This window comes from Sphingomonas sp. CFBP 8760 (assembly GCF_014841615.1).
Classification (GTDB): domain Bacteria; phylum Pseudomonadota; class Alphaproteobacteria; order Sphingomonadales; family Sphingomonadaceae; genus Sphingomonas.
In genome coordinates, this window is sequence record NZ_JACYUG010000003.1 from 143,092 (window position 1) to 169,849 (window position 26,758).

A 26,758-nucleotide genomic window follows, 5' to 3' on the forward strand; every position below is an offset into this window, starting at 1 on the left:
TTTCTTCCGGGAAACATTTCGGCAACATCGCGCTCGCCCGGCGCATCGCCACGCTTTCGATGCCGCAATGCAGCATCCGTTCATATAAACCGTCCGTACCGGGAACACCGCCTCCGGCGGACGGTTGACCTCTCGCATCCAAACGAGGGGTTCCGTCTTGAGTTCACTGCCCGACCGGCTCGACGCCGGATCGCCCTATCCGCTCGGCGCCACCTGCGTGGGCGAGGGCGTGAATTTCGCCGTCTTCTCCGCCAATGCCGAGAAGATCGAACTGTGCATCTTCGACGCCGCCGGCAAGCGCGAGTTGACGCGGCTGGAATTGCCCGAATGCACCGACGAGGTGTGGCACGGTTTCCTGCCCGATGTCGGCCCCGGCCTGGTCTATGGCTACCGCGCGCATGGGCCGTATGCGCCCGAGCACGGGCATCGCTTCAACCCCAACAAGCTGTTGCTCGATCCCTATGCGCGCAAGCTGGTCGGCCAGATCAAATGGAATGATGCGCTCCATGGCTACAAGGTCAGGGACAAGCGCGAGGATTTGAGCTTCGACAAGCGCGACAGCGCGCCCGCGATGCCCAAGGCGATGGTGGTCGACGACCATTTCGACTGGTCGGGCGATCGCAAGCCCAACACCCCGTGGTCGGAAACCGTGGTGTACGAGGCGCACGTCAAGGGCCTGACCAAGCTGTTCGAACTGGTGCCTCCGCAGGAGCGTGGCACCTACAAGGCGCTGGGCCACCCCAAGGTGATCGAGCATTTGAAGAAGCTGGGCGTCACCGCGCTGGAACTGCTGCCGATCCAGGCGTTCACGCAGGACCGGTTCCTGCAGGAAAAGGGTCTGCGCAATTACTGGGGCTACAACACGCTGGCGTTCTTCGCGCCCGAACCCAGCTATTTCGCGACCGACAGTCAGGACGAACTGCGCCGCGCGGTGCGCAAGCTGCACGCGGCGGGAATCGAGGTGATCCTCGACGTGGTGTACAACCATACCTGCGAGGGATCGGAGAAGGGGCCGACGCTGTCGTGGCGCGGGCTGGACAACGCCACCTATTACCGCGCGGTCAAGGATAACGCCCGCTATTCGATCAACGACACCGGCACCGGCAACACGATCAACACCGACAAGGCGCGGGTGATCCAGATGATTACCGACAGCCTGCGCTACTGGGCGACCAGTTTCGGCATCGACGGGTTCCGGTTCGATCTGGGGCTGACGCTGGGGCGGACGGAGAACGGCTTCGATCCGGGTCATGCGTTCTTCGACGTGCTGCGGCAGGACCCGATCCTGGGGCGGCTGAAGCTGTCGACCGAGCCGTGGGACATCGGGCCGGGCGGCTATCAGCTCGGCAATTTCCCGCCGGGCTTCGCGGAATGGAACGACAAGTACCGCGACACGGTGCGCAAGTTCTGGCGCGGCGACCCCAGCCAGCGCGGCGATCTGGCGGCGCGGCTGTCGGGATCGGGCGACCTGTTCGACCGGCGCGCGCGGCGGCCCTGGGCGACGGTCAACCTGCTGGCGGCGCATGACGGTTTCACGCTGGCGGATACCGTCGCGTACGAGGAACGCCACAACGAGGCCAACAAGGAAGACAATCGCGACGGCCATTCCGAAAACTACTCGCGCAACTGGGGCGCGGAGGGCGAGACGGAGGATGCCGGCATCCTGAAGACGCGCGGCGACGTGCAGCGGTCGATGCTGACGACGCTGTTCGCGTCGCTCGGCACGCCGATGCTGGTCGCGGGCGACGAATTCGGCCGGTCGCAGGGCGGCAACAACAACGCCTATTGCCATGACGACGAGATCAGCTGGCTCGACTGGTCGAAGAAGGAGAAGCCGGAGGGCAAGTCGCTCTACGACTTCACCTGCCGGCTGACCGAATTGCGCCGGCGTTTCCCCGTGCTGCGGGCGAAGTCGTTCCTCTATGACGGGGACTCGCCGGGGCAGGGCATCGGCGCGATCGAATGGTGGGACGAACGCGGCGAAAGCCTGTCGTCCGACGACTGGAACAACCCGGAAGGCCGCGCGCTGCTGATGCGCCGTGCGATCAGGCTGGACAGCGGCGAGATCGAGGCGGTGTCGCTGCTGCTCAACGGCTCGGACGATCCGATCACTTTCCACCTGCCGCCCCCGCATGCGACGCGCACCGTGCTGATCGACAGCACGAAGCCCGATCAGGGCGAGACGGCGTTCGAGGACGAATATGAACTGGGCGCGCATGGCGCCGCGCTGATCTGCTGGAAGGTGGAGGCCGAATGACGATGCGCTGGGGGCCGGAACCCGGGGCCGGGGGGCAGACGACATTCCGCCTCTGGGCGCCCGATCGCGACGCGGTGACGCTGGAGATCGACGATGCGGCCGCGCTGCCGATGGAGCGCGGCGAGGGCGGCTGGTTCGCCGTCGCTGCCGCCGCGCCGGCCGGCACCCGGTACCGGTTCCGCCTGTCGGACGATCTGGCGGTGCCGGACCCGGCGTCGCGCGCGCAGGATGGCGGCGTCAACGGCTGGAGCGTGGTCGTCGACCCCGCCGGTTATCGCTGGCGCAGCGACGACTGGGCGGGGCGGCCCTGGGAGGCGATGGTGATCGAGGAGGTCCATGTCGGCCTGCTCGGCGGCTTCGCGGGCGTGGCGGCGCGGCTGCCGGCGCTGGTCGATCTGGGTATCACCGCGATCGAACTGATGCCGGTCAACGCGTTCGGGGGCACCCGCAACTGGGGCTATGACGGCGTGCTGCCCTATGCCCCGGCGGAAAGCTACGGCACGCCGGACGATCTGCGCGCGCTGGTCGACCGGGCGCACGAACTGGGCATTTCGGTATTCCTCGACGTGGTGTATAATCACTTCGGGCCGGACGGAAATTATCTGGGCGAATATGCCAAGGGTTTCTTCCACGCGGATGTGAAGACGCCGTGGGGCGGCGCGGTGGCGGTGGACGAGGAGCCGGCACGTCGCTTCTTCATCGACAACGCCCTGATGTGGCTGGAGGACTACCGGATCGACGGGCTGCGCTTCGATGCGGTCCATGCCATCGCCAATAACGGTTTCCTCGATGCGATGGCGGCCGAAATCCGCGAGCGGGTGACGCGGCCGGTGCATCTGGTGCTGGAGAACGAGAGCAACGACGCCGACCGGCTGGCGGCGGGCAAGTTCGACGCGCAGTGGAACGACGATTTCCACAACGTCCTCCACGTCCTGCTGACCGGCGAGGACGATGCCTATTACGCCGATTTCGCCGAACGCCCGGCGGAGCGGCTGGCACGGTGCCTGTCCGAAGGGTTCATCTATCAGGGCGAGGGATCGCCCAATCACGACGGCAAGCCGCGCGGCACCCCGTCCGCGCACCTGCCGCCGACGCGGTTCGTGTCGTTTTTGCAAAACCACGACCAGATCGGCAACCGCGCGCTGGGCGAGCGGCTGACGCTGCTGGCCGAGCCCGCGAAGCTGCGCGCGGCGACATTGCTGCTGCTGTTGTCGCCGCAGGTGCCGCTGCTGTTCATGGGCGACACCACGGGGTCGGAATCGCCGTTCCTGTTCTTCACCGACTTCCATGACGAACTGGCGGATGCGGTGCGCGAAGGCCGCCGGGGCGAGTTCGCCAAGTTCGCCGCCTTCGCCGATCCGGCCAAGCGCGAGGCGATTCCCGATCCCAATGCGCGGGCGACGTTCGATCGCTCCCGCGCACAGGAAGGCCCGCAGGCCGCCGAGTGGCAGGCGCTGTACCGGCGGCTGCTGGCGGTGCGCCATGAGCGGATCGTGCCGCATCTGGCGGGTGCGACGGCGATCGGCGCGGAGGCGGTCGGTGAGGCGGCGGTGGTCGCCCGCTGGCGGCTGGCGGACGGCGCGACGCTGACGATCGCGCTGAACCTGGGCGATACGGCGATCACCGTGCCGGCGAATGAGCCGGTCGCGGCGGTCGGCACCCCCGGCGACGCGGCGAGCGCCGCCGCGTGGATCGACCCGGCATGAGCGCGCTCCACGATCTCGCGCACGAAGCGGGTCTCCAGATCGACTGGACCGATGCCGGCGGTCAGGCGCAGCGGGTGTCGGACGATGCGCTGGCCGGCGTGCTGCGCGCGCTGGGCCATGACACCGCCAGCGATGCGGGTCTGACCGAGGCACGCGACCGGCTGGTGGCGGACCGGTCGGGCAGGGCGGCGTCGTTCGTGTCGGGCGATGTCGGGGAGCCGATCCCGCTGACCGGGATGGACGGCACCGGCGAACTGGTGCTGGACGATGGCGAGCGGCGTACGGTTATCATCGCGGGCGCGCTGCCCGCGATCGACCGGCCCGGCTATCATACGCTGACGATCGGCGATCACACGCTGACCGTCGCGGTGGCGCCGGCACGCTGCTTCATGGTCGGCGATGCCGCGCCCGGCCGGCGGCTGTGGGGACCGGCGGTGCAGATCCCCGCGCTGCGCGACGGTCGCGATACCGCGTTCGGCGATTTCGGCACGCTGGGCCACAGCGCGCGCGCCTTTGCGGCGGCGGGGGCGGATGCGATGGCGATCAGCCCGTTCCACGCGCTGTTCCCGGCCGATCCCGACCGGTTCAGCCCCTATGCGCCGTCGAGCCGGCTGTTCCTGAACATCCTGTACGGCGATCCGGGGCTGGTCGGCCTGCCCGTCACGGGCGAGGACGCGCCCGACCTGATCGAGTGGCAGGCGGCGATCCCGCAGCGGGTCGCGCATCTGCGTCGCGCCTTCGATGCGCGGACCGATGCGATCCGCGATGCGGTGGCGGCGTTCGCGGTCGAGGGGGGCGACGAACTGGTCCGCCATGCCCGTTTCGATGCGCTGCACGCGCATTTCTTCGGACAGGGCGCGCGGGGCTGGCAGGACTGGCCCGCTGCGTTCCGCGATCCGGCCGGCGAGGCGGTCGCCGCCTTCGCGCGGGATCATGCCGGGGATGTCGATTTCTACCTGTTCTGCCAATGGCTGGCCGATCGCAGTCTGGCCGAGGCGCAGGCGGCGGCGGTGGACAGGGGCATGCGGCTGGGGCTGATCGCCGATCTGGCGGTGGGGATGGATGCGGGTGGCAGCCATGCATGGAGCCGGCGCGACGACCTGATAACCGGTCTGTCGATCGGCGCGCCGCCCGACCTGCTGGGGCCGGACGGACAGAATTGGGGCATCACCGGCTTCTCCCCGCAGGCGCTGCAACGTACTGGCTTCGCGCCGTTCATCGCGACGATCCGGTCGGCGGTGCGCCACGCCGGCGGCATCCGCATCGATCATGCGATGGGGTTGCAACGCCTGTGGGTGGTGCCGGACGGCCGGCCTGCCAGCGAGGGGGCGTACCTCTCCTATCCGATCGACGACATGCTGCGTGTGCTGGCGATCGAATCGCAGGCGGCGCGGGCGATCGTGATTGGCGAGGATCTGGGCACCGTGCCGGAGGGGTTCCGCCCCCGGCTGGACGCGCGCGGCGTGCTGGGGATGCGGGTGATGCCGTTCGAAACCGACGGCGACCGGCTGAAACCGCCCGCATCGTATGACGCGCAGGCGGCGGCGATGACGGGCACGCACGACCTGTCGACCGTCGCCGGCTGGTGGCGGGGGCGCGATCTCGACCTGATCGACGAACTCGGCCGCTCGACCCGCAGCGAAAGCCGTGCCCATGCCGACGAACAGCGCGCGCGCGAGCGGACCGGCTGGTGGGACGGCTTCGTCGCCGCCGGCGTGGCGCACGAGCCGCAGCCCGATCCGGACGACGGCGCACTCGTGGCCGATGCCGCGCTCGGCTTCGTCGGGGTCACCCCGTGCGCGATCGCGGTGGTGCCGATGGAGGATGTGCTGGGCCTGATCGAACAGCCCAATTTGCCGGGCACCACCGACGAACACCCCAACTGGCGACGGCGGATGCCCGCCGACACCGGCGAGTTGCTGGGCCACGACGATGTCGCCGCCCGGATCGCCACGATCAACCAAGCGAGAACCGCATGACTCCGCGCGCCACCTACCGGTTGCAACTGCACAAGGACTTCACCTTCGCCGATGCGACGGCGATCGTGCCCTATCTGGACAAACTGGGCATCAGCCACGCCTATCTGTCGCCGGTCACCACCGCGACGAAGGGGTCGACGCACGGTTACGATGTGGTCGATCCGACCGCGATCAACCTCGAACTGGGCGGCGAGGCGGGGTTCCGGTCGTTCGTCGCCGCCTTGCGCGATCATGGCATGGGCGTCGTGATCGATATCGTCCCCAATCATATGGGCGTCGCGGGCGGTGAGAACGCGTGGTGGAACGACGTGCTGGCACGCGGCAAGGCCAGCGATCACGCCGATGTGTTCGACATCGACTGGCGCACCCCCGTGGTGCTGCCGGTACTGGGCGATCCGCTGCCCAAGGCGCTGGCGGACGGCGCGATCGCGGTCGAGGGGAACGAGATCGTCGCCTATGGCGAGCATCGCTTTCCGCTGCGGCCCGAGGATCACGGCATCGACGCGGTCGAGGGCGACGAACTGGTCGCGCTGCTCGATCGCCAGCATTACCGGCTGGCGTGGTGGCGCACCGCCGACGACGAACTCAACTGGCGGCGTTTCTTCACCGTCAACGAATTGGCGGGCGTGCGCGTCGGCAACGAGGCGGTGTTCGAGCGCACCCACGAGTTGTATTTCCGCCTGTGGCGCGAAGGGCTGATCGACGGCGTCCGCATCGATCATGTCGACGGGCTGACCGACCCGGTCGGCTATTGCCGCCGCCTGCGCGCCCGGTTCGAGGCGATGCCGCGCCCGGACGGCGTACCCGCGATCATCTGGATCGAGAAGATCCTTGGCGCGGGCGAGCCGCTGGCGACCGACTGGGGCGTCGATGGCACCAGCGGCTATGATTTCATGGAGGAGGTCGCAGGGCTGCTCCACGATCCCGCGGGCGAGGAACCGCTGGCGACCGCCTGGGCCGCGCTGAGCGGCCGGTCGGCGACGTTCGAACCGGAGGAATTGCAGGCGCGGCAGGACGAACTGGCGTGGCAGTTCGAGGGGCAGTTGCGTGGGTGCGTCCGCGCCTTCGTGAAACTGGCCGACAGCGATCCCCACAATGTCCTGACCGAGGCGATGCTGCGCCGCGCGACCGAGCGGCTGCTATGGGTGTTCCCGGTCTATCGCACCTACGGACTGGGCGATTCCGCGCCGGCCAGCGATGCCGCGATCCGGGCCAAGGCGCGTGAGCGGGTCGATGCGCTGATCCCGCCGGGCGAGGAATTCGTGGTCGACGCGGTGCTGGCCTGGCTGGCGGGCGAGGGACCGGGCGACCGCGATCTGGCGGCGGAGGCGGTGCGCCGCTTCCAGCAACTGTCCGCCCCCGTCGCGGCGAAGGGCGTGGAGGATACCGCCTTCTACCGGTACGGCCGGTTGCTGTCGCGCAACGATGTCGGCTTCGACGCCACCGTCTTCGCGCGCGGGATCGACGGGTTCCACGAGGCGATGGCGGCGCGGGCGCGGGACTGGCCGAGCGCGCTGCTCGCCACCGCGACGCACGATCACAAACGAGGCGAGGATGTGCGCGCAAGGCTGGCGGTGCTGAGTGAGGTGCCGGATTTGTGGCAGTCGCATGTCGCGCGCTGGAACGAACTGGCAGCGGCTGCACTGGAGGGCGTCGACCCGGCGGATGCGTACATGCTTTATCAGACGCTGTACGGCGCGTGGCCGGAAGGGCTGGCGACCGACGATGCCGCCGGGCTGTCGGCGTTCGCCGAGCGCGTCAACGCATGGCAGGAAAAGGCGCTGCGCGAGGGCAAGCTGCGCTCGTCATGGGAAGCGCCGCAGGAGGAGTATGAGGCGCGGTGCAAGACCCTGACCGAAACGCTGCTCGATCCGGCGCGATCGGCGGCTTTCCTTGCCGATCTGGCCGAACTGCATGATGCAACCGAAGCGGCAGCGCGCGCGAACACGCTGGCGCAGATGACGTTGCGGCTGACCGTGCCGGGCGTGCCCGATACCTATCAGGGGACGGAGATGCCCGACCTCAGCCTCGTCGATCCCGACAACCGGCGGCCGGTGGACTATGCCGCGCGCGAACGGGCACTGGCGGATGGCGGATCGCCGAAGCTGGCGCTGCTGGCGGAGTTGCTGGCGCTGCGCCGCGCGCATCCGGCGGTGTTCGCCGAAGGTGACTACCGGCCGTTGGCGGTATCGGGCGAGCGGGCCGGGCATGTCCTCGCCTTCGTCCGCACGGCCGGTGACGAGCGGCTGCTGGTCGCGGTGGGACTGCGGCTGGCGACGATGACGGAAGCCGGTTGGTGGGGCGACACGGCGCTTGATGTCGAGGGCGAGGCAACCTCGATCGCGGCGCTGTTCGGCGACCGGACCGTGGCGGCGCGTATCCTCTAACGTTCCGTCATTGCGAGCGTAGCGAAGCAATCCAGGGACCCGCGCGGAACACTGGATTGCTTCGCTACGCTCGCGATGACGGAGGTAGCGACAGGCGCTACGCCGCTGCCTGCTCTACCGGTCGGCCCGCCACCGTCAGCGCCTTCTCCACCGCGTGGCCGAGCGTGCCGACATAGGCGTCCGCCCCCAGCGCGCGTTGAATCTGGTCCTCGGTCAGCGCGGCCTCGCCTTCGGGCCATAGGCCGACGAGGATCGCGGCGTCGGGCGCTTCGCGGCGCAGGCGGCGGATCAGGTAGCGCAGGTGGCTGGGGGTGCCGCCGATCTCCAGATAGGACAGGCAGATCAGCCGTGCGCCGGTCAGGTCGACCCGCTCGGTGGCATCGCGGCCGGCGGCGGCATGGGGCACCCGCCGCACCCCGAAGCCACGCCGGCCGAGCAACTGCGCCAGCATCGCGGTGACCGCATCGTCCAGCACGCCGCGCCCGGCGATGCACACGATGCTGCGCGGATCGCGCCAGTCGTCCGGCGCATCGGGCATCGGCCCGGCGGGGGCCGTGTCGTCCGCCATCCCGCGCGGCTGCGGCATCGGATGGAGCGATCGGGCGGGGGTGGCGGTGGTGGCCGCGCCGTCGTCATGCTCCTCCAGTTCGGCGATCACCGTCAGCATCGATCCCACGATCCGCTTCGCCCCGTCATGATCGATCGCGCCGCGCCGGGCATCCTCCGCCGCCAGCTTCAGGCCGCCCAGCGCCACCTCGTCATAATAGGTGGTCAGCGAACGGTCGGTCAGCAGCGCCTCGGCCTGTTCCAGCGCCTCCTCCGGATCGGCGGCGAGCATCCGCTGATAGAAGCTTTCGACCGGGGTGAGCGCGGGCTGGTCGCCGAGCAGGATGTCGACGAATTCCAGCGCGGGCACATGCCGGCCCAGCACCACGAGGCACAGCGTCAGCGGCATCGACAGGACGAGGCCGACCGGCCCCCATATCCAGGTCCAGAACACCGCCGCCACCACCACCGACAGCGGCGACAGCCCGGTCGAGTGGCCATAGAGCAGCGGCTCGACCACATAACCGACCAGCGGCTCGACCACCGCGAACAGGATCGCCACCGCGATCACCATGCCCCAGCCGGGATCGACCCCCGCCGCCAGCGCCAGCGGCAGCGCCGCGCCGAGCAGCGCGCCGATATAGGGCACGAAGCGCAGGATGCCCGCAAGGATACCCCATAACGCGGGCACCGGCAGCCCGATCGCCCACAGCCCGATCGCGATCACGGTGCCGAAGCTGGCGTTCACCGCCAGCTGCGACAGGAAATACTTGCTCAATCGCGCGCCGGCATCGTCCATCGCCAGCGTGGTGCGGTGCAGGTCCGACGATCCGAACACGCGGATCAGGCGGTCGCGCAGGTCCTCCTTCTGCATCAGGATGAAGATCGCGACGACCAGCACGATCACGAACGTCTCGAACGGGGCCAGCACCGGCCCCAGCACCTGCCCGGCGACGTTCAGGGCATCGGGCTGTTCCTCCGCGATGCGGACGGGCACCGGCGCGCGGGCGCGGCTGGCCAGCACGCGTTCGGTATTGGTCTGGGGCGGGCCGGCGACCGGCGCGGCGGCGGGGGACCGGTCGTGCGTGAAGAAGGCGGCGCGGTCGGCGGCGAATTTCTTGGCGCCGTCGATCTTGTCGCTGATCGTGCGGGCATAGCGCGGCGCGTCGCCGACCAGCGAGGCGCCCTGCATCCCGACGATCGTGCCGACTCCGCCGAGCAGCCCCAGCGCGACCAGTACCGACACCATCACCGCCAGCGCCTTGGGCGCGCGCAGGCGGCGCAGCGCGGCGACGATGGGCGACAGGACGAACGACAGCAGGATCGCCAGCGTGATCGGGATCAGCACGTCCTTGGCGAAGAACAGCCCGGCGATCACCACCACGCCCACCGCCAGCCCGAGCAGGCCGTCGCGCCCCGGCACCTGCGCGGGCGTGACCTGCGCCGGCCCCGGTCGCCGCGTCGGGGCGATAAGTGTTTGATCGGCCTTGGCCATGTGGCAGTCCCCTTCGAAGTCGCGTCGACGATTCGATCGGGCTTCATCGGTCGGAACGTCGGCTGCGACCCGGTCGTTCCGGAAGCATGACGAACGAAACGCCGAGAGCGGCAGATGATGGGACCAGCGGTGCGGCACGGGAGCCGGGCCATGCCGTGCACAACCCCTGGGCGATCCCCGCCAAGGGGTGGAAGGCGATCCTCATGCGGACCTGGCGCGAGGCGGGGGAGGACAATATCGGCCTGATCGCGGCGGGCGTCGCCTTCTACGCCTTCCTGTCGATCGTGCCGCTGCTGGGGGCGATCGTGCTGATCTACGGCATCGTCGCCGATCCCTCGACCGTCAGCGCCAACGTCGCGACGCTGACCGGGGTGATGCCGCGGCAGGTGGCGGCGATGATCGGCGAGCAGCTGTTGCAGGTCGTGACCACGTCGAAGGACGCCAAGGGCTTCGGCCTGGTCCTGGCGCTGGGGCTGGCGCTGTACGGCGCGATGCGCGGGGCGGAGGCGGTCGTGACCGCATTGAACGTCGCGTATGAGGAGCATGAGGATCGCGGCTTCGTGAAGCAGAAGCTGCTGGCGCTGGGGGTGACGCTGGGCGCGGTGGTCGTCGCGCTGGCGGCGATCCTGTCGGTGGCGATGATGGCGTTCCTCGATTCGCTGATTCCCGGTGCGCCGCCGGCGGTGCTGGTGCTGACCCGGCTGGTCTCCTACCTGATCCTGGCGGGTCTGGGCGCGGCGGGGGCGGCGACGCTCTATCGCTACGGTCCCGACCGGGCACATGCGAAATGGGCATGGCTGACGCCGGGATCGGTGGGGGCAACGCTGATCTGGATCGCGATGACGGTGGGGTTCGGATTCTACGTCGCCAATTTCGGCAGTTACGACGCGACCTACGGATCGCTGGGTGCGATCGTGGTGATGCTGACCTGGCTGTCGCTGTCCGCCTATGTCTTCCTGCTGGGGGCGGAGCTCAATTCCGAACTGGAACGACAGACCGATGTCGACACCACCACCGGCCCCGCGCGTCCGCCGGGCGAACGCGGTGCGACGGTGGCGAACGATGCGGCGGGTGCGTCGCGCCCGTCCACTCCGATCTCGCCGGTCTGGATCGGCGTGGCGGGGCTGGCGGCGTTTCGCGGCGGCAGGGTGATCGGCGTCGCGCTGATCGGCACCGCGATCGCGCTTGGCTGGCGCGGAAAACGCTGATCCGGCACAATTGTGCGACAATTGCCTGATAGCGGCTCGCTCCATCAGGGAGAGAGACGTGATGAAGGCGATCGGGTTGATGGTGGCGGCGGGCGTGATGCCGGTGGCGGCGATGGCGCAACAGGCGCCCGGTACGCCGGCCACTGCGCAGGACGCGACGCCGGCGACCACCGCCGGCACGACCGACAGCGGCGGCGGCACGGCTGAGGACGCGGGCGGCGAGGAGGAGATCACCGTCACCGGCACCCGCCAGGCAGGATCGGTGGTCGGCGATATCCCGCCCGACCAGACCCTGAACGCGGCGGACATCCGCTCCTACGGCGTCAGTTCGGTCAGCGACCTGCTGGCCGAACTGGAGCCGCAGACCCGCAGCGGCCGGGGCGGCCCGCCCGTGGTGCTGCTGAACGGCAAGCGCATCTCCGGCTTCCGCGAGATCCGCGACATCCCGACCGAGGCGATCCAGCGCGTCGAGATCCTGCCCGAGGAGGTCGCGCTGAAATACGGCTATCAGGCCGACCAGCGCGTGGTGAATTTCGTGCTCCGCCGCCGGTTCCGCGCATTGACCGCCGAAGCGGCCGACCGTCAGTCGACCGATGGCGGGCGCAACACACCCGAGGCGGAGATGGACCTGCTGCGTATCCGCAACGACGTCCGCACCAACCTGCACCTGGAATATCAGCAGAGTTCGTCGCTGCTGGAATCGCAGCGCGATATCCTCGCCGCGACCAGCGACGATTCCGCCAACCCCGGGTTCGATCAGCGCGCATTCCGCACCCTGTCGCCGCAAAGCCGCAACCTCAACGTCAATGGCGTCTATGCGCGCCCGTTCCTCGGCACCTCCGCCTCGATCAACGGCAGTATCGAGGCGACCGAATCGACCGGGTTGTTCGGCCTGCCGGTGGTGTCGTTGACGGTGCCGGCCGGCGGCCCGTTCGCGGCGGGCACGGTGACGCGCCGGGTCGAGGATGCCGATCCGCTCCGCCAGCGCCGTACCGGCGTGACCGCGCATCTGGGTACGACGCTGAACGGTGAATTCGGGCGGTGGCGCTGGTCGTTCACCGGCAACTACGACCGGGACGAGACCCGGACCCGTACCGATACCGGGCTGGATACGACCGCCGTCCAGACGCGGCTGACCGCACTCGACCCCACGCTCGATCCCCGCACCGTCGCCACCGCCGGTCTGTTCGGGCCGTTGTTGCAGAACCGGGCACGATCGGTGTCGTCGCAGGGCGGCGGCGACATGCTGGTCAACGGCACGCTGTTCGAACTGCCGGCGGGATCGGTGTCGACCAGTTTCCGGATCGGCGCCAGCACCAGCGAGTTCGATTCACGATCGACCCGGCTGGGCACGACGACCACCGGCAGCATCTCGCGCGATATCGTCAACGGGCAGGCCAATATCGACCTGCCGATCGCCAACCGCACGCGTGGCGGGCTGGAGGCGCTCGGCTCGCTGTCCGCGAACCTCAACCTGGGCGTCGACCGGCTGTCGGATTTCGGCACGCTGGTCAGCACCGGCTACGGGCTCAACTGGTCGCCGATCGAGGGGCTGCGGCTGATCGGATCGGTCACCGATCAGGAACAGGCGCCGACCGCGCAGCAACTGGGCGGGCCGACCGTCATCACCCCCAACGCCCGCGTGTTCGACTATGTCCGCGGCACCACCGCGACGGTGACGACGATCAGCGGCGGCAACCCGCTGCTATCGAGCAACGAGCGGCACATCGAGCGGCTGGGGCTGACGCTGAAGCCATGGACGCAGCGTGATCTCGTCCTGACCGCCAGCTATACGCGGACCAAGACCGACGATGCGGTGCGCAACTTTCCCGCCGCGATCGCCTCGATCGAGCAGGCGTTTCCGGATCGGGTGGTGCGCGATGCGTCGGGTCAGTTGCTGCGGCTCGACACGCGGCCGATCAACTTCGCGCGGCTGAACGAATCCGAACTGCGCTGGGGCTTCAACTTCTCGAAGCCGCTCCAGTCGAAGGTGCAGCGCGAACTGGCGGCGTTCCGCGCCGGCACCGGTCCCAATCCGTTCGCCGGCATGACCCCGCCCGGCGGGGCGCGGCGGCCGGAGGGCGCGCCACCGGTGGCCAACGCAGCGGGTGGCGAGCGGCCGGCACCCCCGGGCGGCGGTGCCGGCGCGCCGCGTGGCCCGGGTGGCTTTGGCGGCCGCGGTGCCGGGGGTGGTGGCGGACGGCTCAATTTCGCCGTCTATCACACCTGGCATATCACCAACCGCGTGCTGATCGCGGAGAACGGCCCGTCGCTCGACCTGTTGAACGGCGATGCGATCACCGCGACGGGCGGCCAGCCGCGACACGAACTGGAAGGGCAGGCGGGCTACACCAACAACGGGCTGGGTGTCCGACTCTCGGTGAATTACCGCAGCCCGACCGAGGTGCGGACGCTGGCGAGCACCGACGACCTGCGCTTTTCCGACCTGACGACCGCCAATCTGCGGTTCTTCGTCGATTTCGGCGGGCGGATCGACTGGGTGCGGGCGCACCCGTGGCTGCGCGGCGCCCGCGTGGCGTTCGAGGTCAGCAACGTGTTCAACCAGCGCCAGCGCGTGACCGACGGCACCGGCACGACGCCGGTCAGCTACCAGCCCGACTATCTGGACCCGGTCGGCCGCACGGTGCGGCTGTCGATCCGCAAGCTGTTCTTCTGACCGCTTGGAAGCCGTCATCGCGAGCGTGGTGAGGCAATCCAGGGCATGATGACGTGAAACCCACCCTGCCGTCATTGCGAGCGTAGCGAAGCAATCTAGGGCGTCACGCGCTGGGCTCTGGATTGCTTCGCTACGCTCGCAATGACGGAAACAGGATGCCTGATGCCGCTGGCGTCAGGCGGGACGGATCAATGCGCGTGGCGGTGTTTCACCTTGTGGACCACGACCGCGATCACGCCCCCGACGATCAGGCCGACGATACCCGATCCGATCGCGGTGACGATCCAGGCCAGCACGCCGTGCAAGCCCGGCACCGCGCCCGCCACCGCTTCCGCGGCGTGATGGATGACGTGTTCCGGCCCGGCCCAGCCCAGCCCGGCAAGCCCGTGGACGATGATGCCGCCGCCGACCCAGATCATCGCGGCGGTGCCGATCGTCGCCAGCGCGGTCATGATGACGGGCATCGCCTTCACCATCCCCCGGCCCAGCGCCTGCGCGGCGGCGGACGGCCGTTTGGCGAGGTGGAGGCCGATATCGTCCAGCTTCACGATGATCGCCACCGCGCCATAAACGCCCGCGGTGATGGCGAGCGCGACCAGGGCCAGCGCCACCGCCTGCGCGACGATGCTGGTGCCCGCGACTTCGGCCAGCGCGATCGCCATGATCTCGGCGGACAGGATGAAGTCGGTGCGGACCGCGCCCGATACCTTCTGTTTTTCGAGTTCGGCCGGCGTCGTCGCCTCGGCCGCCGCATCCTCGGCGGCGTGATGGCCGGAGATCGCCTCCCATGCCTTTTCCGCACCCTCGAACGACAGATAGGCCCCGCCCACCATCAGCAGCGGTGTCAGCGCCCAGGGGGCGAACGCGCTGAGCAGCAGCGCGACCGGCAACAGGATCAGCAGCTTGTTGCGGATCGATCCCAATGCGATCTTGCCGATGATCGGCAGTTCGCGCGCCGGACTGAGCCCGACGACATAGCGCGGGGTGACCGCGGTATCGTCGATCACCACACCGACCGCCTTGGTCCCCGCACGCCCCGCCGCCGCGCCGACATCGTCGAGCGATGCCGCCGCCAGCCGCGTGATCCCGGCAATGTCATCCAGCAGCGCGGCCAAACCCGATGGCATATCATTCTCCCCAGCAATCGATGCCCGTCTGTGCGCTGGCCGCGACGGTGGCAATCCCCCGCCGCAAAAGGCATGCAACGGACACCACTCCCGTTCCGTCATTGCGAGCGTAGAGAAGCAATCGAGTCCTCTGCGCATGACGCCCTAGATTGCTGCGCTACGCTCGCAATGACGGCGGGATTCGTATCATGTCGTTGCACCCTGGGCGGGGCGATGATCCTCCACCGTCACCGGCTGCACCGACGGATAGGGCATCACCAGCGTGCCGTCGGGCGCGGCGGTGAAGGTGGTCTGGGTCGGGTAGGGGATCGATATCCCCTCCGCCGCGAAGCGCCGCAGCAGCGACACCATGATCCGGTCGCGGGTGGCGTGCGCGGTCGGCCAGTCGTCGCCGGGCACGTCGAACTGCAACGCGAAGTCGAGCGAACTGGCGCCGAAGCTCTCGAACCCGGCACGCGCCACCTTGCCGCCTTCGCCCTCGACGATCTCGGTCAGGATGGCGGGGATGCGCGCCAGCGTGTCGGGCGGGGTTTCGTAGGCGACGCCGATCGTGAAGGGCACGCGGACGTGGTCGCGGTTGGAGATGTTCTGGATCTCCTTGTCGAGCAACTGCCGGTTGGAGATCACCCGCATCTCGCCCCCGAACGAGCGGATGCGCGTCGATTTCAGCCCGATCGATTCGATCACGCCCGTCGTCGTGTCGTACGACACCTTGTCGCCGCGCCGGAACGGGCGGTCGAAGATGATCGCCAGCGCCGCGAACAGGTCCGCGAAGATACCCTGCGCGGCAAGGCCGATCGCGATGCCGCCGACACCCAGACCGGCGACGAGGCCGGTGACGTTCACCCCGACATTGTCCAGCACCACGACCAGCGCGATCGCGAACAGCGCGACGGTGACAAGCAGCCGGATCAGCCCCATCGCCGATAACAGCGCCTCGCCCGCATAATGCGCAGACTGGGTGCGATGCTCGATCGCGCCGAGGATGATCTCGCGCGCCCAGCTGGCCGCCTGAAAGACCGAGGCGACCGTCCACAGGAAATTGACCGTCGTATCGATCTGCGACGGCGCGCCGGCATAGCCGACCACCAGTTTGGCGGCGAGCATCAGGATGAAGAAATTGCCCGTCTTCACCAGCGCCCGGCCGATGATCGATGCCCAGCCGGCCCGCCCCTGCGGATCGCGCACCGCCAGCCGCCCGGCCAGCCGGCGCGCGCCGTGCAGCGCGACGACGATGGTCGCACCGATCGCGAAGGCGATCAGAATCTGTAGCCAGTGGGTGTGCAGCCATTCACCGCTGGCGGCGACGATCCCGCGGGTCTGGACGGCGATGTCGCCGGCGTCGAACAACGGCTCCTGCGCGTTGGCGGCGGTGGTAGTGGACATGGGTGAGACTCTTCAGGCGGCTTTGGCGAGCGTGGCGGTTACGGCGGCGGGGGTGCCCGCCTCCAGAAAGGCGATCAGCCCGCATTCGCAGCGGGACATGTAGCGTTTGGCGCGGGGCAGGCGCAGCGCCTGGCGGAACGCGGACTGCCCCTTCTTCACGAGGCCGATCAGCGCGGGGTGGACATAGCTTTTGCGCGCGATCGCGGGCGTGTTGCCGAGACGCTCGACCACGGGTTCCAGCATCGCCTTCAGGCTGAGATCGCGTTCGGCATGGGCCAGCGCCTCGAACGCCGCGACGCTAGCGCCCCAGGTGCGGAAATGCTTGGCGGTGAAATCCTGCCCGCTCGCGCGCCGGATATAGTCGTTGACGTCGGAGGAACTGACCGGGTGCGCCGCCCCCTCCGTATCGACCCAGGCGAACAGATGCTGTTCGTCCAAATCCTGCATCTTCTTCACGGTGCGGGCGAGCGACCGGTCGGTCACCGCCATGTCGCGCTCCTTGCCCGATTTGCCCTTGTAGCGCAGCCGCAGCGTCGCGCCCTTCACCTCGCCGTGCCGCTTGCGCAGCGTCGTCGCGCCGAAACTGCGGTTGGTGGCGGCATAGGCCTCGTTGCCGACGCGGATATGGCCGATGTCGAGCAGGCGGACGACGGCGGCGATCGCCCGGTCGCGGGTCAGCCCATGCTCGTGCAGGTCGACGTCGATGCGGCGGCGGATTTTGGGCAGGGCATGGCCGAAATCGGCACAGCGTTCGTATTTCGCCGCTTCCTGCGCCTCGCGGAAACCGGTGTGATAACGATATTGTTTGCGACCCTTTTCATCCCAGCCGACCGCCTGGATATGGCCGTTGGGGTTCGGGTTGAACCATGCATCGCCGTAAGCGGGGGGCAGGCCGATCGCGTTCAGCCGGTCGATCTCGTCACGGTCGGCGATCCGGTCGCCGTCCGGCCGGTGATAGGCCCATCCGTCGCGCCATTTGCGGCGGGTGATCCCCGGTTTAGAGTCGTCCGCATACACGATCCGCGCGGCCATCGGTGCTCCTTCGCTTCGACCGGGCCAATGCGCGGGCGGCTGGCTTCGTTCCGGCGATGCGCCGGAACAGGCGACCCCGGCGGTGGGTTGAAGCCACTCACCTATTGCTGGAGTGCCCCATGGCCGATCTATCCAACGCCCGCGTGCTGATGCTGGCCGCCGACGGTTTCGAAACGGTGGAACTGTTCGAACCCCGCCGCGCGCTGGAAGCGGCGGGGGCGACCGTCACGCTCGCCTCGATCCGCCTCGACCCCATCCAGGGGATGGAGCAGGACCTGAACAAGGCCGAGACCGCGACCCCGGACCTGACGCTGGAGCAGGTCGATACCGACGATTACGACGCGCTGGTGCTGCCCGGCGGCACCTGCAACCCGGACAAGCTGCGGCTGGAAGAGCGCGCGGTCGAGATCGTCGCGGAGTTCATGGAGGACGACAAGATCGTCGCTGCGATCTGCCATGGCCCATGGCTGCTGGTCGAGGCGGACGTGGTCGATGGGCGCACGCTGACCGGCTATCCATCCATCCGCACCGATCTGGAGAATGCCGGGGCCAAGGTGGTGGACCGCGAGGTGGTGGTCGACGGCAACCTCATCACCAGCCGCAATCCGGACGATCTGCCCGCCTTCAACCGCGCGATCATCGACGCGCTGGTCGAGGAACTGGCCGACGAGCCCGCCTGACGCCGTTCCCCGATGATGGCGATAAATGTGAATTTGGCAGTCAACAGAAATGCGGTATAACGACATCTACCAGCGGCTGGTTGAAGCCGTTCGTTAGGCTGATCGTATGACCCGACCCGCCCGTGCCCGATATATCCGCTGGTTACCGGCCGCAGGGGCCGTAGCGGGGGCGGGTGGCGGTGCGATGGGTATCGTGGCCATGCCGCCGGCTTCGCTGGATGACATGATCCGTATCGTGGGGCTGGCGGGTCTGCCCGACCGAACGACGCTGGCGATCGTCGCGGCCGTCATCGTAGGTGCGGTATGCTGGGCGGTGCTGTACCTGCTATGGGGCAGGGGTGGCGTGTTCGATCCCGCCCGGCGTGGACGACCGATCGCGCCGCCACGCCGACTGGCGCACCGGCTCGCCGCCCAGCCACGGCCGCGCGCGCAATGGCCGATCGCGGCGGTCGATATTCCCGCCCCAACCCCCAGGGCGCGGCCCTTGCCTGCCGACCTCAATCAGCCCCTGTCGGCGTTCGATCCGAACTCGATCCCCTCGGTGTCGTTCGAGTCGATTCGTCGCCGGGGCCTGCGGCCGGAAAGCTGATCCGCAAAACCGCTTGCCGCGTTTCGAACCTTTGGTATGCTCGGTGGAACAAGAACACCGGGAGAGATCATGGCCGTCCCCCTCGACGCCGCCGTATCGGATGCGGGCGCTTCGCCCCATGCCTCGCGTTATGCCTGGTACGTCCTGGGCATCCTGTTCCTGGTCTATGTCCTCAACTTCGTTGACCGGCAGATCATCTCGATCCTGGCGGAGGATATCAAGCGCGACCTGAACCTGCGCGACGAGGATCTGGGCTTCCTCTACGGCACCGCGTTCGGCGTCTTCTATTCGCTGTTCGGCATCCCGTTGGGGCGACTGGCGGACAATTGGCATCGCGGGCGGCTGATGGTGATCGGGCTGGCGCTGTGGTCGACGATGACCGCCTTGTCGGGCCTGTCGCGATCGGGCGGCGATCTCGCCGCCGCACGGATCGGCGTCGGCATCGGCGAGGCGACGGCCAGCCCCTCCGCCTATTCGCTGATCTCCGACTGGTTTCCCAAGCGGCTGCGCGCCACCGCGCTGTCGATCTATTCGGCCGGCCTGTATGTCGGGGGCGGCGTGTCGCTGTTCATCGGCGGGCTGATCGTCCAGAACTGGAACCGGACATGGCCGACCGGCGGGCCGTTCGGGCTGGTCGGCTGGCAGGCGGCGTTCATGGCGGTGGGTATCCCCGGCCTGATCGTCGCGCTGTGGATCGCCACGCTGCGCGAACCGGTGCGCGGCGCGGTGGAGGGACTGCCTCCGCCCGCCCCGCATCCCGCGCCGTTCCGCGCGTTCGGCGCCGAACTCGTCACGATCATCCCGCCACTGACGCTGATCGGCGCATGGGCGGGCGGCGTGCGGGCGCTGGCGGTCAACCTGCTGGCGGCCGGCATCACCGTCGCCGTGGTATCGGGCCTGATCGCCATCGGTGAGCCATGGCCGCAATGGACCGCGGTCGGGATCGGGGCCTATGCCGTCTTCTCATGGGCCTGCGCGTTGCGGCGGCGCGACCCTGCCGCGTTCGCGCTGATCGTCGGGACGCCAGCCTTCATCTGCACCGTGGTCGCCTATGGCCTGAATGCTTTCCTCGCCTATGCCGCCAGTTTCTGGGCCGCGCCCTATGCGCTGCGCGTGCTGGGCGCGTCGCCTGCCACCGCCGGTTTCTATATCGGCGGCACCGGTGCGCTGGCGGGGTTTCTGGGCGTGACGCTGGGCGGGATGATCGCGGACCGGTTGCGGGCGCGCCATCCGGCGGGGCGGCTGATCGTGGTGATCTTCGGCGCGGTGGTCCCGGTCCCTTTCCTGGTGATGGCGTTCACCGCGTCGAGCACCGCAATGCTTTATCCGATGTTGTTCCTGGCGCAGATCACCGCCAGTTGCGCATTGGGATCGGCCGCCGCGACGACGCAGGATCTGGTGCTGCCCCGGATGCGCGGGACTGCGACCGCGACCTTTTTCATCGGCACGACCCTGCTAGGGCTGGCGCTAGGCCCCTATCTGGCCGGGCGGGTGTCGTCGCTGTCGGGCAGTCTGTCGACCGGGATGCTGTCGCTGTTGCTCAGCGTGCCGATCACGCTGGCCGCCGCGATCGCCGCCTATCGTCTCGTCCCCGCCGCCGAGGCCACGCGCGAGGCGCGGGCACGGGCGGCAGGGGAAGTTATATAGGATCAGCTCTGGCGGAAGACGCCGCAGACGATCCGGCCACCACTGTTGCCGGACGGGTCGGTCTTCAGATCGTCCGGATTGGCGTGGACGACCATCGCCGATCCATCCGCATCCAGCACGCCGTCGATCGTCGCGCCCGGCACCGTCACGCCCAACGTGCCGCGCCCGTCGGTGCCGACGATCAGGTTCGGCAGATCGCCGTTATGCGGACCCTGCGGGTTCATCGTCCCGTGCTGCGTGCCGGCCGGGTTCCAGTGCGCGCCGGCGGTGGTGAAATCGGGCGCATCGCAGCGGCCGACCATGTGGACATGGGCACCATGCGTGCCGGGGGGCATCGTCTTGCCGTCGATCGTGAAGCGCACGCCGCCGCCGACCTCGGTCGCGGTCGCCCGTCCGACATCGGCTCCCGCCGCGGTGCGCAGCAGCGCGACGGCGGTGCGGCCGCCGGGAACCTGCTCGCCCATCTCCACCTTGCCGGCGTCGTCGCGCTGACAGCCGGCCAGTGCCAGCGCCGCCAGCCCGATCGCCATGCCCGTCGTCATCGTCCGCATCGTCTTCTCCCCGTCTCAGATATCGTACCGATGCGAACCAGCGGTGGTCGCCCCGGTTCCCAGCGGCCAGCGCGCCACCGTTTCATAGGCGGCACCGCCGCGCGCCAGATGGCTGCGATAGAGGATCAGGTGCGGCAGCACGAACGGTTCGCTGGCCAGGGCGGCATGGCGGGCGAGCCATGCGTCCAGCGCCGGCCCCGCACCGGCCGATCGCGCCAGCCGCGCGACGGTGACGTGCGGGTGATATCGCCGTCGCTCCGGCGGCAGCCCCGCCTGCGCGCACGCTCGCTCGACCCGCGCATGAAGGTCCGCCAGCACCGCCGCAGGCGCGATGCCCGCCCATAGCGTATCGGCCCGGCCACGCTGCCCGAACGATCCGACCCCCGCCAATGCGACGACCGGCGCGGCGGGCAGGTGGACGTGGCCCAGCGCGGCGGCGAGGTCTTCCGCCTGCGGCCTTTCCACCTCGCCGACGAAGCGCAGCGTCAGGTGCAATTGCTCGTCATCCTGCCAGCGCGCCGCCGGCACGCCGTCCATCAGGTCGAACAATATCTCGCGGATCGGCGGCGGCGGGCGCAGCGCGATGAACAAGCGCATCATGACAGCGTTGTTAACACCGATACGGCCAAACCGCACGACCGCTTTCGCTTGAAAACGGCAGGGGCAAGGGCGATATTGCAACCAGTCGGCATATGGCCGGCACCAAGGAGATTTCTTCAGATGGCAAACTGGTCTGATCCTCGGCCCACCGCCGCGCCGTTCGGGACGACGCGCGCGCGGGCGGGTGACGCGGCCTATGACGCGGGTCTGCGTTCATACATGCTGTCCGTGTACAACTACATGGCGTCGGGCGTGCTGCTGACGGGTATCGTCGCGCTGCTGTTCGCGACGAGCGGCTATGCGGAGACGGTGTTCACGCAGCCCGGCATCCTGAAATACGTCATCATGTTCTCGCCGCTGGCGATCGTGTTCGCGATGAGCTTCGGTCAGGGCCGGATGTCGACCGGCACGATGCAGGCGATGTTCTGGGGCTTCGCGGTCCTGATGGGCCTGTCGCTTTCGACGATCTTCCTGCAGTACAGCCCGGTGGCGATCGCTCAGGCGTTCTTCGCGACTTCGGCCGGGTTCGTGGCGCTTAGCCTCTATGGCTATACGACGAAGAAGGACCTGTCGGCGTTCGGCACGTTCCTGATCATCGGCGTCGTCGGCCTGCTCGTCGCCAGCGTCATCAACATGTTCGTGCAGTCCGGGCCGCTCGGCATGCTCATCAGCGCGGTCGGCGTGCTGCTGTTCGCGGGGCTGACCGCCTATGACACGCAGCGTACCAAGAGCCTGTATGCGCAGGTCGCCGGTACCGACATGCAGGGCAAGGTCGTCATCATGTCGGCCCTCAGCCTGTATCTCGACTTCATCAACATGTTCCTGTTCATCCTGCGTCTGTTCGGCGCCAGCCGCGACTGATCGGATGATGGACTGATATCGGGAGGCTCGGCGGGCGACCGCCGGGCCTCTTTTCTTATGTGCCCGATCTTCGCCGCCTCCGACCAAGGAATCCCCGATGCCCGTCCGTCTGGCGATCGAAGCCGACCTGGATTACTGGCTACCCGAACCCGCCGACATATTGCTGCAGCTGGAGGCAGCGGCGTTGCCCGATCAGCGACTGGACAGTCGTTCGCTGACGGTCTGGTCCGATCATCCGATCGCCGCGACCGACGGTGACGAGGGGATGGGCCAGCGTTGCTGGGCGCGCACGCAGTACCGGTTGATGGCGCAGTACCGCGCGACCGTGACGGTCGACCGGGTCGCGGTCGATATCGCGGCGCTGCCGCCTACCCCCCCGCGGGCGCTGCCCGGCGCGGTGATCCCCTATCTGTTGCCGAGCCGCTACTGCCAGTCCGACCGGCTGGAGGGCTTCGTGCGGCGTGAGTTCGGTGGTTTGAGTGGCGGCGCGATGGCGCAGGCGCTGCTGGAATGGACCAGGGGTGCGCTGATCTATCGCTCCGGCGTCAGTCAGGGGGATACGACCGCGCTCGACACCTTCGCCAGCCGGATGGGGGTGTGCCGCGATTATGCGCATCTGCTGGTGTCGCTGGCGCGGGCGGCGGAAATCCCCGCCCGCTGCGTCGGCGCCTATGCGCCCGGGGTGGAGCCGCCCGATTTCCATGCCGTGGTCGAACTGTGGCTGGATGGTGCATGGCGGCTGGTCGATCCGACCGGTATGGCGCGGGTGGAGGAGATCGTCCGCATCTGCGTCGGCCGGGATGCCACCGATATCGCGTTCATGACCGTATTCGGCACCGCCTTCTTCCAGGCGCAACGGGTGACGGTGCATCACTTGGACGGTTGAGAGGAACGGGGGCGTCCTCCGATCGTTTTCGAGCGGTAACGATTTGAAAGGACGCCAAGATGACCGACATCGACGACCGCGCGCTCGACAGCCTGTCCGTGGCCCCCGCCGACGACGAACGCGAAGGCCGCAGCCCCCGTCAGGACGCGGGGCAGGACAAGTCGATCGCCAAGCGCCTCCAGAAGAACCCCGACAGCATCGACGCCCGACTGGACAACGGGCTGGACGAAACGATGGACGGCAGCGATCCCGTCGCGATTTCCGAGCCCAACGGGCGCGGCGATTTCGTGCCGTCATCGGGTTATGACGAGGCGGAAAAGCCCGCCGACAAGTGATCGTCCGGACGCGGGGCCGCATATCGCGGCCCCGCGTCACTCGGCTCGTCGCATCGCATGTTGCAGCGCAACCGGTTTCGTCGTTCCCTGTGATTCGCCGGGTGAGCGGACCGGAAGGCTGGTGTTAACCATTCTTGCGGCACGATCCCCCCGGTTGATGCAACCAGTGGGCGGGGTGATGCGATGGGATCGAGGAAGAGACCGGCCGAAGGCGCGATGACATTGGCCGAGATGAAGGAATTCGCCAGCTTTCCCGCAGCGACCCAGCGATATATCCGCCGGTCGCTCGATATCGGACTCGACCGTGACGATGCCATGACCCGCTGGTCGCGCGACGTGGTGGAAGCGGCCAGCATCCGCGCGCAGGCCCGCCTGTACCGTTCGCTCCCGGCGCTGCGCGAACTGGTACCCGAGGATAGCGGGCTCGACTCGATCGAACCGTTCATCGCGCCACTCATCACCATCGTCGCCTTCGATCTGGGGCAGGGGCGATTGCCGAGCTTCTCCGCCGCGCGCTTCCTGTACGAACGACTGGTCGGGGCCGAGGTACGGCCATGGCTACCCGCCGCCTTCTGCGCGGCGGCGGCGCTGCCGCACCTGCATCCCGAACTGCGGCGCAAACTGCTCCAGTCGATCAGCGAAGCGGCGGCGACGGCATCGGGCTGGTCGAACCGTCAGCCGGCCTTCTTCCCCTATTGGGTGGAAAAGGTGGACACGGGGCAATCACTGGCGAACTGACCGCCGCCGTGAAGTCGGGGATCAGCGACAGGCGCGCCAGCCCATCGCCCCCCGCGCCGCCTGATCGAGGTGGAGGTGGTCGCGGTGCGCCGCGTTGTAATCGGGCGACAGCGTCGTCGCGAACAGGTCGCACGCGCCGTCGCGCACCTTGTGCAGGAACCGCGCCTTCGCGTCGTCGCCGCGCCAGTCGCCCACCACGCTGATCCGCCGGCCATCGGCCAGCCGGAACCCTGCGATGTCGACCGCGTCGGCCGTAGCATGTTCGCTCCAGTTGCCGGCGTCGCGGCCATAGAGGCGACGGCAGCTATAGCTGCCGAAATGATCGATCCGCGTCACCCGTGAACCGAGCAGTTGCTCGGCGGCCGGCTGGACGACATGCCATTCCCACGTCGCCAGCGCCGCGGCGACCGGGCAGGCAACCCCTAGCCCGGCGGGGGCGAAGTCGATCCGTCGCGATCCCCCGGCCGTGAAGCGCACGCCATCCGCGTAACCGCATTGCCCCTCTCCCGATCGGGGCGGCAGCGCGGTGTAACGAACCCCCGCGCGGTCGAGCAGCACGCGGCAGGCGGGAAAATCATCGGTCAGGGCGGTCAGCTTGCGGCCGGTGAACAGCCCGATCGGCCGACCCAGGTCGAGCGCCGTCCACGGCAGATCCTGCGGCCGGCCGCGCAGCATCGCCCAGCCGACGAACAGCAGCGCCAGCGCGATACCGCCCCACACCAGCAGGCCGGCGATCCGCCGCACGCCGCGCATCAGCCGCGTACCACGTTACCGAGCGGTTCGGCGGTGACCGGATAGCCGCATCCCGCCGGGATGCAGAGATGATCGATATCGCCGCGTCGTTCGATATAGGGCACGATCATGGTCACCGGATACGCCCCGGCATCGGCGACCGCCGCCGCGAACGACCCGAACTGCGCCAGCCGTTCCAGATTGCGCCGGGTGGGGTAGATCAGCGTCATCCGCCCGGCCGCCGCCTCGGCCAGCGCCGCTGCCGCGGTCAGCCAGACCAGCCGGGCATTCTCCGTCCCGTCGACCTCGGCCGCCGCCGGTCCGTCGGGCAGCCGCGCAAGATAGAAGCGGGTGTCGAAGATGCGCGACACCCGATGCGCCGGGCACCAGCGCGCGAAGGGGACCATGACCGCCGGATCGATCGTCAGATTCTCCTGCGCCAGCAACCCGGCGAACCCCTGACCGGCATGGAGGCCGGCACGCAGCCGCCGCGTCACGGTCGGCGAGGGCGGGGGGGAGAGGCCGATCGCCAGCCCCACCTCCTCCAGCGTCTCGCGGATCGCGGCGATGCGGGCGGCGCCATCGTCATCCGCAGCGCCGATCGCCGCCGCCAGTGCGTGATCGCCGGGATCGACGCGCCCGCCCGGAAACACCATCGCGCCGCCGGCAAAGGCCATCGATCTGGCCCGTTCGACCATCAGCAGGTCGGGCGCGCGGCCGGGTACATCGCGCAGGATCACCAGCGTGGCGGCAGGAATGGGGGTGGTGGCAGCGGGCGGCAGCGTCATCTTGCCCTCTCAACGCGCGGGGCGGCGGATGATCTCGGCGGTTCGCGCTGGCGGACGCGATGGTCCAGGTTCGCCGTCGTAAAGTCGCACCACAAGGCCACTCGTCCGCTCGCCGCCGTACCGGATCGACACGGCGCTCACCGGCAAGGATACGCCCTTCACCATGCCCCGCCGCAGCGGTGCCACCATGCCAGAACGGCAAAGCATAGCAGGCTGATGCCATGCAGCGCATAATGGACCATCGTTGCGGAATCGGACGCTATCAACAGAAACAGGTCGCCCATGGGAATAAGCAGCGTGGCAGATAAAAGGATCGACAGCGCCCGTCGCTGACCGGCAAGGGCGAGCCCCGCCAGATAGGCCGACAACGCCAGATCGCGCAGGCCGACCGCCCGGACATAGAACAGGGCGTCCGGGTCGGCGGTGGCATTTCCGTAAAAGGCGGCGGATGGTCGGGGAAATGCCACGAACAGGCCGCCCATGACGGCGAAGATGCCGGCGAACAGCAGAACGACGATGGTCCGGGCCTTGCTTGAGGGCATCGCCGGCGG

Annotated in this window: 22 protein-coding genes; 13 read left to right on the top strand and 9 right to left on the bottom strand. The window is 68.6% G+C overall.

What is annotated here, in order from left to right:
* The first annotated feature begins 157 nt into the window (after window positions 1–157).
* From glgX to treY, 4 genes are read left to right on the top strand one after another with little or no spacing between them, the layout of a single operon-like run.
* Window positions 158–2,257 (top strand): glycogen debranching protein GlgX, encoded by a 2,100-nt coding sequence (gene glgX / locus IFT82_RS05510; protein ID WP_192125310.1) that lies wholly within the window; start codon window positions 158–160, stop codon window positions 2,255–2,257.
* On the top strand, window positions 2,254–3,963 hold the full coding sequence (gene treZ, locus IFT82_RS05515; protein WP_192125312.1) for a malto-oligosyltrehalose trehalohydrolase: 1,710 nt from the start codon (window positions 2,254–2,256) through the stop codon (window positions 3,961–3,963). Before glgX ends, treZ begins: the two co-directional genes overlap by 4 nt.
* On the top strand, window positions 3,960–5,942 hold the full coding sequence (gene malQ / locus IFT82_RS05520; RefSeq protein ID WP_192125314.1) for a 4-alpha-glucanotransferase: 1,983 nt from the start codon (window positions 3,960–3,962) through the stop codon (window positions 5,940–5,942). The genes treZ and malQ overlap by 4 nt, the downstream gene beginning before the upstream one ends.
* Entirely contained in the window at window positions 5,939–8,329 is a 2,391-nt protein-coding gene (treY, locus tag IFT82_RS05525) for a malto-oligosyltrehalose synthase (protein ID WP_192125316.1), read from the top strand. Before malQ ends, treY begins: the two co-directional genes overlap by 4 nt.
* A 97-nt stretch (window positions 8,330–8,426) precedes the next feature.
* Here treY and IFT82_RS05530 read toward each other — a convergent pair whose 3' ends face one another.
* Window positions 8,427–10,370, bottom strand: a complete 1,944-nt coding sequence (locus IFT82_RS05530; RefSeq protein WP_192125318.1) for an AI-2E family transporter — start codon at window positions 10,368–10,370, stop codon at window positions 8,427–8,429.
* A gap of 155 nt (window positions 10,371–10,525) precedes the next feature.
* On the opposite strand from IFT82_RS05530, the gene IFT82_RS05535 reads away from it, so the two are divergent.
* Together IFT82_RS05535 and IFT82_RS05540 are read left to right on the top strand one after the other, a co-directional pair.
* Window positions 10,526–11,578, top strand: a complete 1,053-nt coding sequence (locus tag IFT82_RS05535; RefSeq protein WP_342355056.1) for a YihY/virulence factor BrkB family protein — start codon at window positions 10,526–10,528, stop codon at window positions 11,576–11,578.
* Window positions 11,579–11,639: 61 nt separating this feature from the next.
* Window positions 11,640–14,255, top strand: a complete 2,616-nt coding sequence (locus IFT82_RS05540; protein ID WP_192125503.1) for a TonB-dependent receptor — start codon at window positions 11,640–11,642, stop codon at window positions 14,253–14,255.
* A gap of 188 nt (window positions 14,256–14,443) precedes the next feature.
* Here the strand turns inward: IFT82_RS05540 and IFT82_RS05545 are convergent, their stop codons facing one another.
* From IFT82_RS05545 to IFT82_RS05555, 3 genes are all read right to left on the bottom strand, one after another.
* A complete protein-coding gene (locus IFT82_RS05545) occupies window positions 14,444–15,382 on the bottom strand; it encodes a DUF808 domain-containing protein (protein WP_192125322.1) in 939 nt (312 codons plus the stop codon).
* 186 nt (window positions 15,383–15,568) lie between these two features.
* A complete protein-coding gene (locus tag IFT82_RS05550; protein ID WP_192125324.1) occupies window positions 15,569–16,768 on the bottom strand; it encodes a mechanosensitive ion channel family protein in 1,200 nt (399 codons plus the stop codon).
* Between the two features lie 12 nt (window positions 16,769–16,780).
* Complete coding sequence (locus IFT82_RS05555; RefSeq protein ID WP_192125326.1) at window positions 16,781–17,800, bottom strand: DNA topoisomerase IB; 1,020 nt, start codon at window positions 17,798–17,800, stop codon at window positions 16,781–16,783.
* Window positions 17,801–17,919: 119 nt separating this feature from the next.
* Here IFT82_RS05555 and IFT82_RS05560 point away from each other — a divergent pair, with 119 nt between their 5' ends.
* The 3 genes from IFT82_RS05560 to IFT82_RS05570 all read left to right on the top strand — a co-directional run bounded on the left by IFT82_RS05560 (window position 17,920) and on the right by IFT82_RS05570 (window position 20,716).
* A complete protein-coding gene (locus IFT82_RS05560; protein WP_192125328.1) occupies window positions 17,920–18,480 on the top strand; it encodes a type 1 glutamine amidotransferase domain-containing protein in 561 nt (186 codons plus the stop codon).
* A 223-nt stretch (window positions 18,481–18,703) separates the two neighbouring features.
* Window positions 18,704–19,069, top strand: coding sequence for a hypothetical protein (locus IFT82_RS05565; protein WP_192125330.1), 366 nt, complete (start codon window positions 18,704–18,706; stop codon window positions 19,067–19,069).
* A gap of 69 nt (window positions 19,070–19,138) precedes the next feature.
* Window positions 19,139–20,716 (top strand): spinster family MFS transporter, encoded by a 1,578-nt coding sequence (locus tag IFT82_RS05570; RefSeq protein ID WP_192125332.1) that lies wholly within the window; start codon window positions 19,139–19,141, stop codon window positions 20,714–20,716.
* Between the two features lie 2 nt (window positions 20,717–20,718).
* Here the strand turns inward: IFT82_RS05570 and IFT82_RS05575 are convergent, their stop codons facing one another.
* Both IFT82_RS05575 and thpR read right to left on the bottom strand, forming a co-directional pair.
* Window positions 20,719–21,267 (bottom strand): superoxide dismutase family protein, encoded by a 549-nt coding sequence (locus IFT82_RS05575; protein ID WP_192125334.1) that lies wholly within the window; start codon window positions 21,265–21,267, stop codon window positions 20,719–20,721.
* A gap of 15 nt (window positions 21,268–21,282) precedes the next feature.
* Window positions 21,283–21,867, bottom strand: a complete 585-nt coding sequence (thpR, locus tag IFT82_RS05580) for an RNA 2',3'-cyclic phosphodiesterase (protein ID WP_192125336.1) — start codon at window positions 21,865–21,867, stop codon at window positions 21,283–21,285.
* Between the two features lie 120 nt (window positions 21,868–21,987).
* Between thpR and IFT82_RS05585 the strand changes: the two genes are divergently transcribed.
* The 4 genes from IFT82_RS05585 to IFT82_RS05600 all read left to right on the top strand — a co-directional run bounded on the left by IFT82_RS05585 (window position 21,988) and on the right by IFT82_RS05600 (window position 24,687).
* A complete protein-coding gene (locus IFT82_RS05585) occupies window positions 21,988–22,728 on the top strand; it encodes a Bax inhibitor-1/YccA family protein (RefSeq protein WP_192125338.1) in 741 nt (246 codons plus the stop codon).
* Window positions 22,729–22,825: 97 nt separating this feature from the next.
* Window positions 22,826–23,614 (top strand): transglutaminase-like domain-containing protein, encoded by a 789-nt coding sequence (locus IFT82_RS05590; RefSeq protein WP_192125340.1) that lies wholly within the window; start codon window positions 22,826–22,828, stop codon window positions 23,612–23,614.
* Window positions 23,615–23,673: 59 nt separating this feature from the next.
* The gene (locus IFT82_RS05595) at window positions 23,674–23,949 is read left to right on the top strand and encodes a hypothetical protein (RefSeq protein WP_192125341.1); all 276 of its coding nucleotides are present in this window, start codon (window positions 23,674–23,676) and stop codon (window positions 23,947–23,949) included.
* 183 nt (window positions 23,950–24,132) lie between these two features.
* A complete protein-coding gene (locus IFT82_RS05600) occupies window positions 24,133–24,687 on the top strand; it encodes a hypothetical protein (RefSeq protein WP_192125343.1) in 555 nt (184 codons plus the stop codon).
* Between the two features lie 21 nt (window positions 24,688–24,708).
* On the opposite strand, the gene IFT82_RS05605 is transcribed toward IFT82_RS05600, so the two are convergent.
* The 3 genes from IFT82_RS05605 to IFT82_RS05615 form a co-directional block, all read right to left on the bottom strand.
* Window positions 24,709–25,440 carry an extensin-like domain-containing protein gene (locus IFT82_RS05605; RefSeq protein ID WP_192125345.1) on the bottom strand — a complete coding sequence of 244 codons (732 nt, stop codon included), beginning with the start codon at window positions 25,438–25,440 and terminating at the stop codon, window positions 24,709–24,711.
* On the bottom strand, window positions 25,440–26,207 hold the full coding sequence (locus IFT82_RS05610) for an NUDIX domain-containing protein (RefSeq protein ID WP_192125346.1): 768 nt from the start codon (window positions 26,205–26,207) through the stop codon (window positions 25,440–25,442). Before IFT82_RS05610 ends, IFT82_RS05605 begins: the two co-directional genes overlap by 1 nt.
* 158 nt (window positions 26,208–26,365) lie before the next feature.
* On the bottom strand, window positions 26,366–26,749 hold the full coding sequence (locus IFT82_RS05615; protein WP_192125347.1) for a DUF4267 domain-containing protein: 384 nt from the start codon (window positions 26,747–26,749) through the stop codon (window positions 26,366–26,368).
* Window positions 26,750–26,758: the final 9 nt, after the last annotated feature.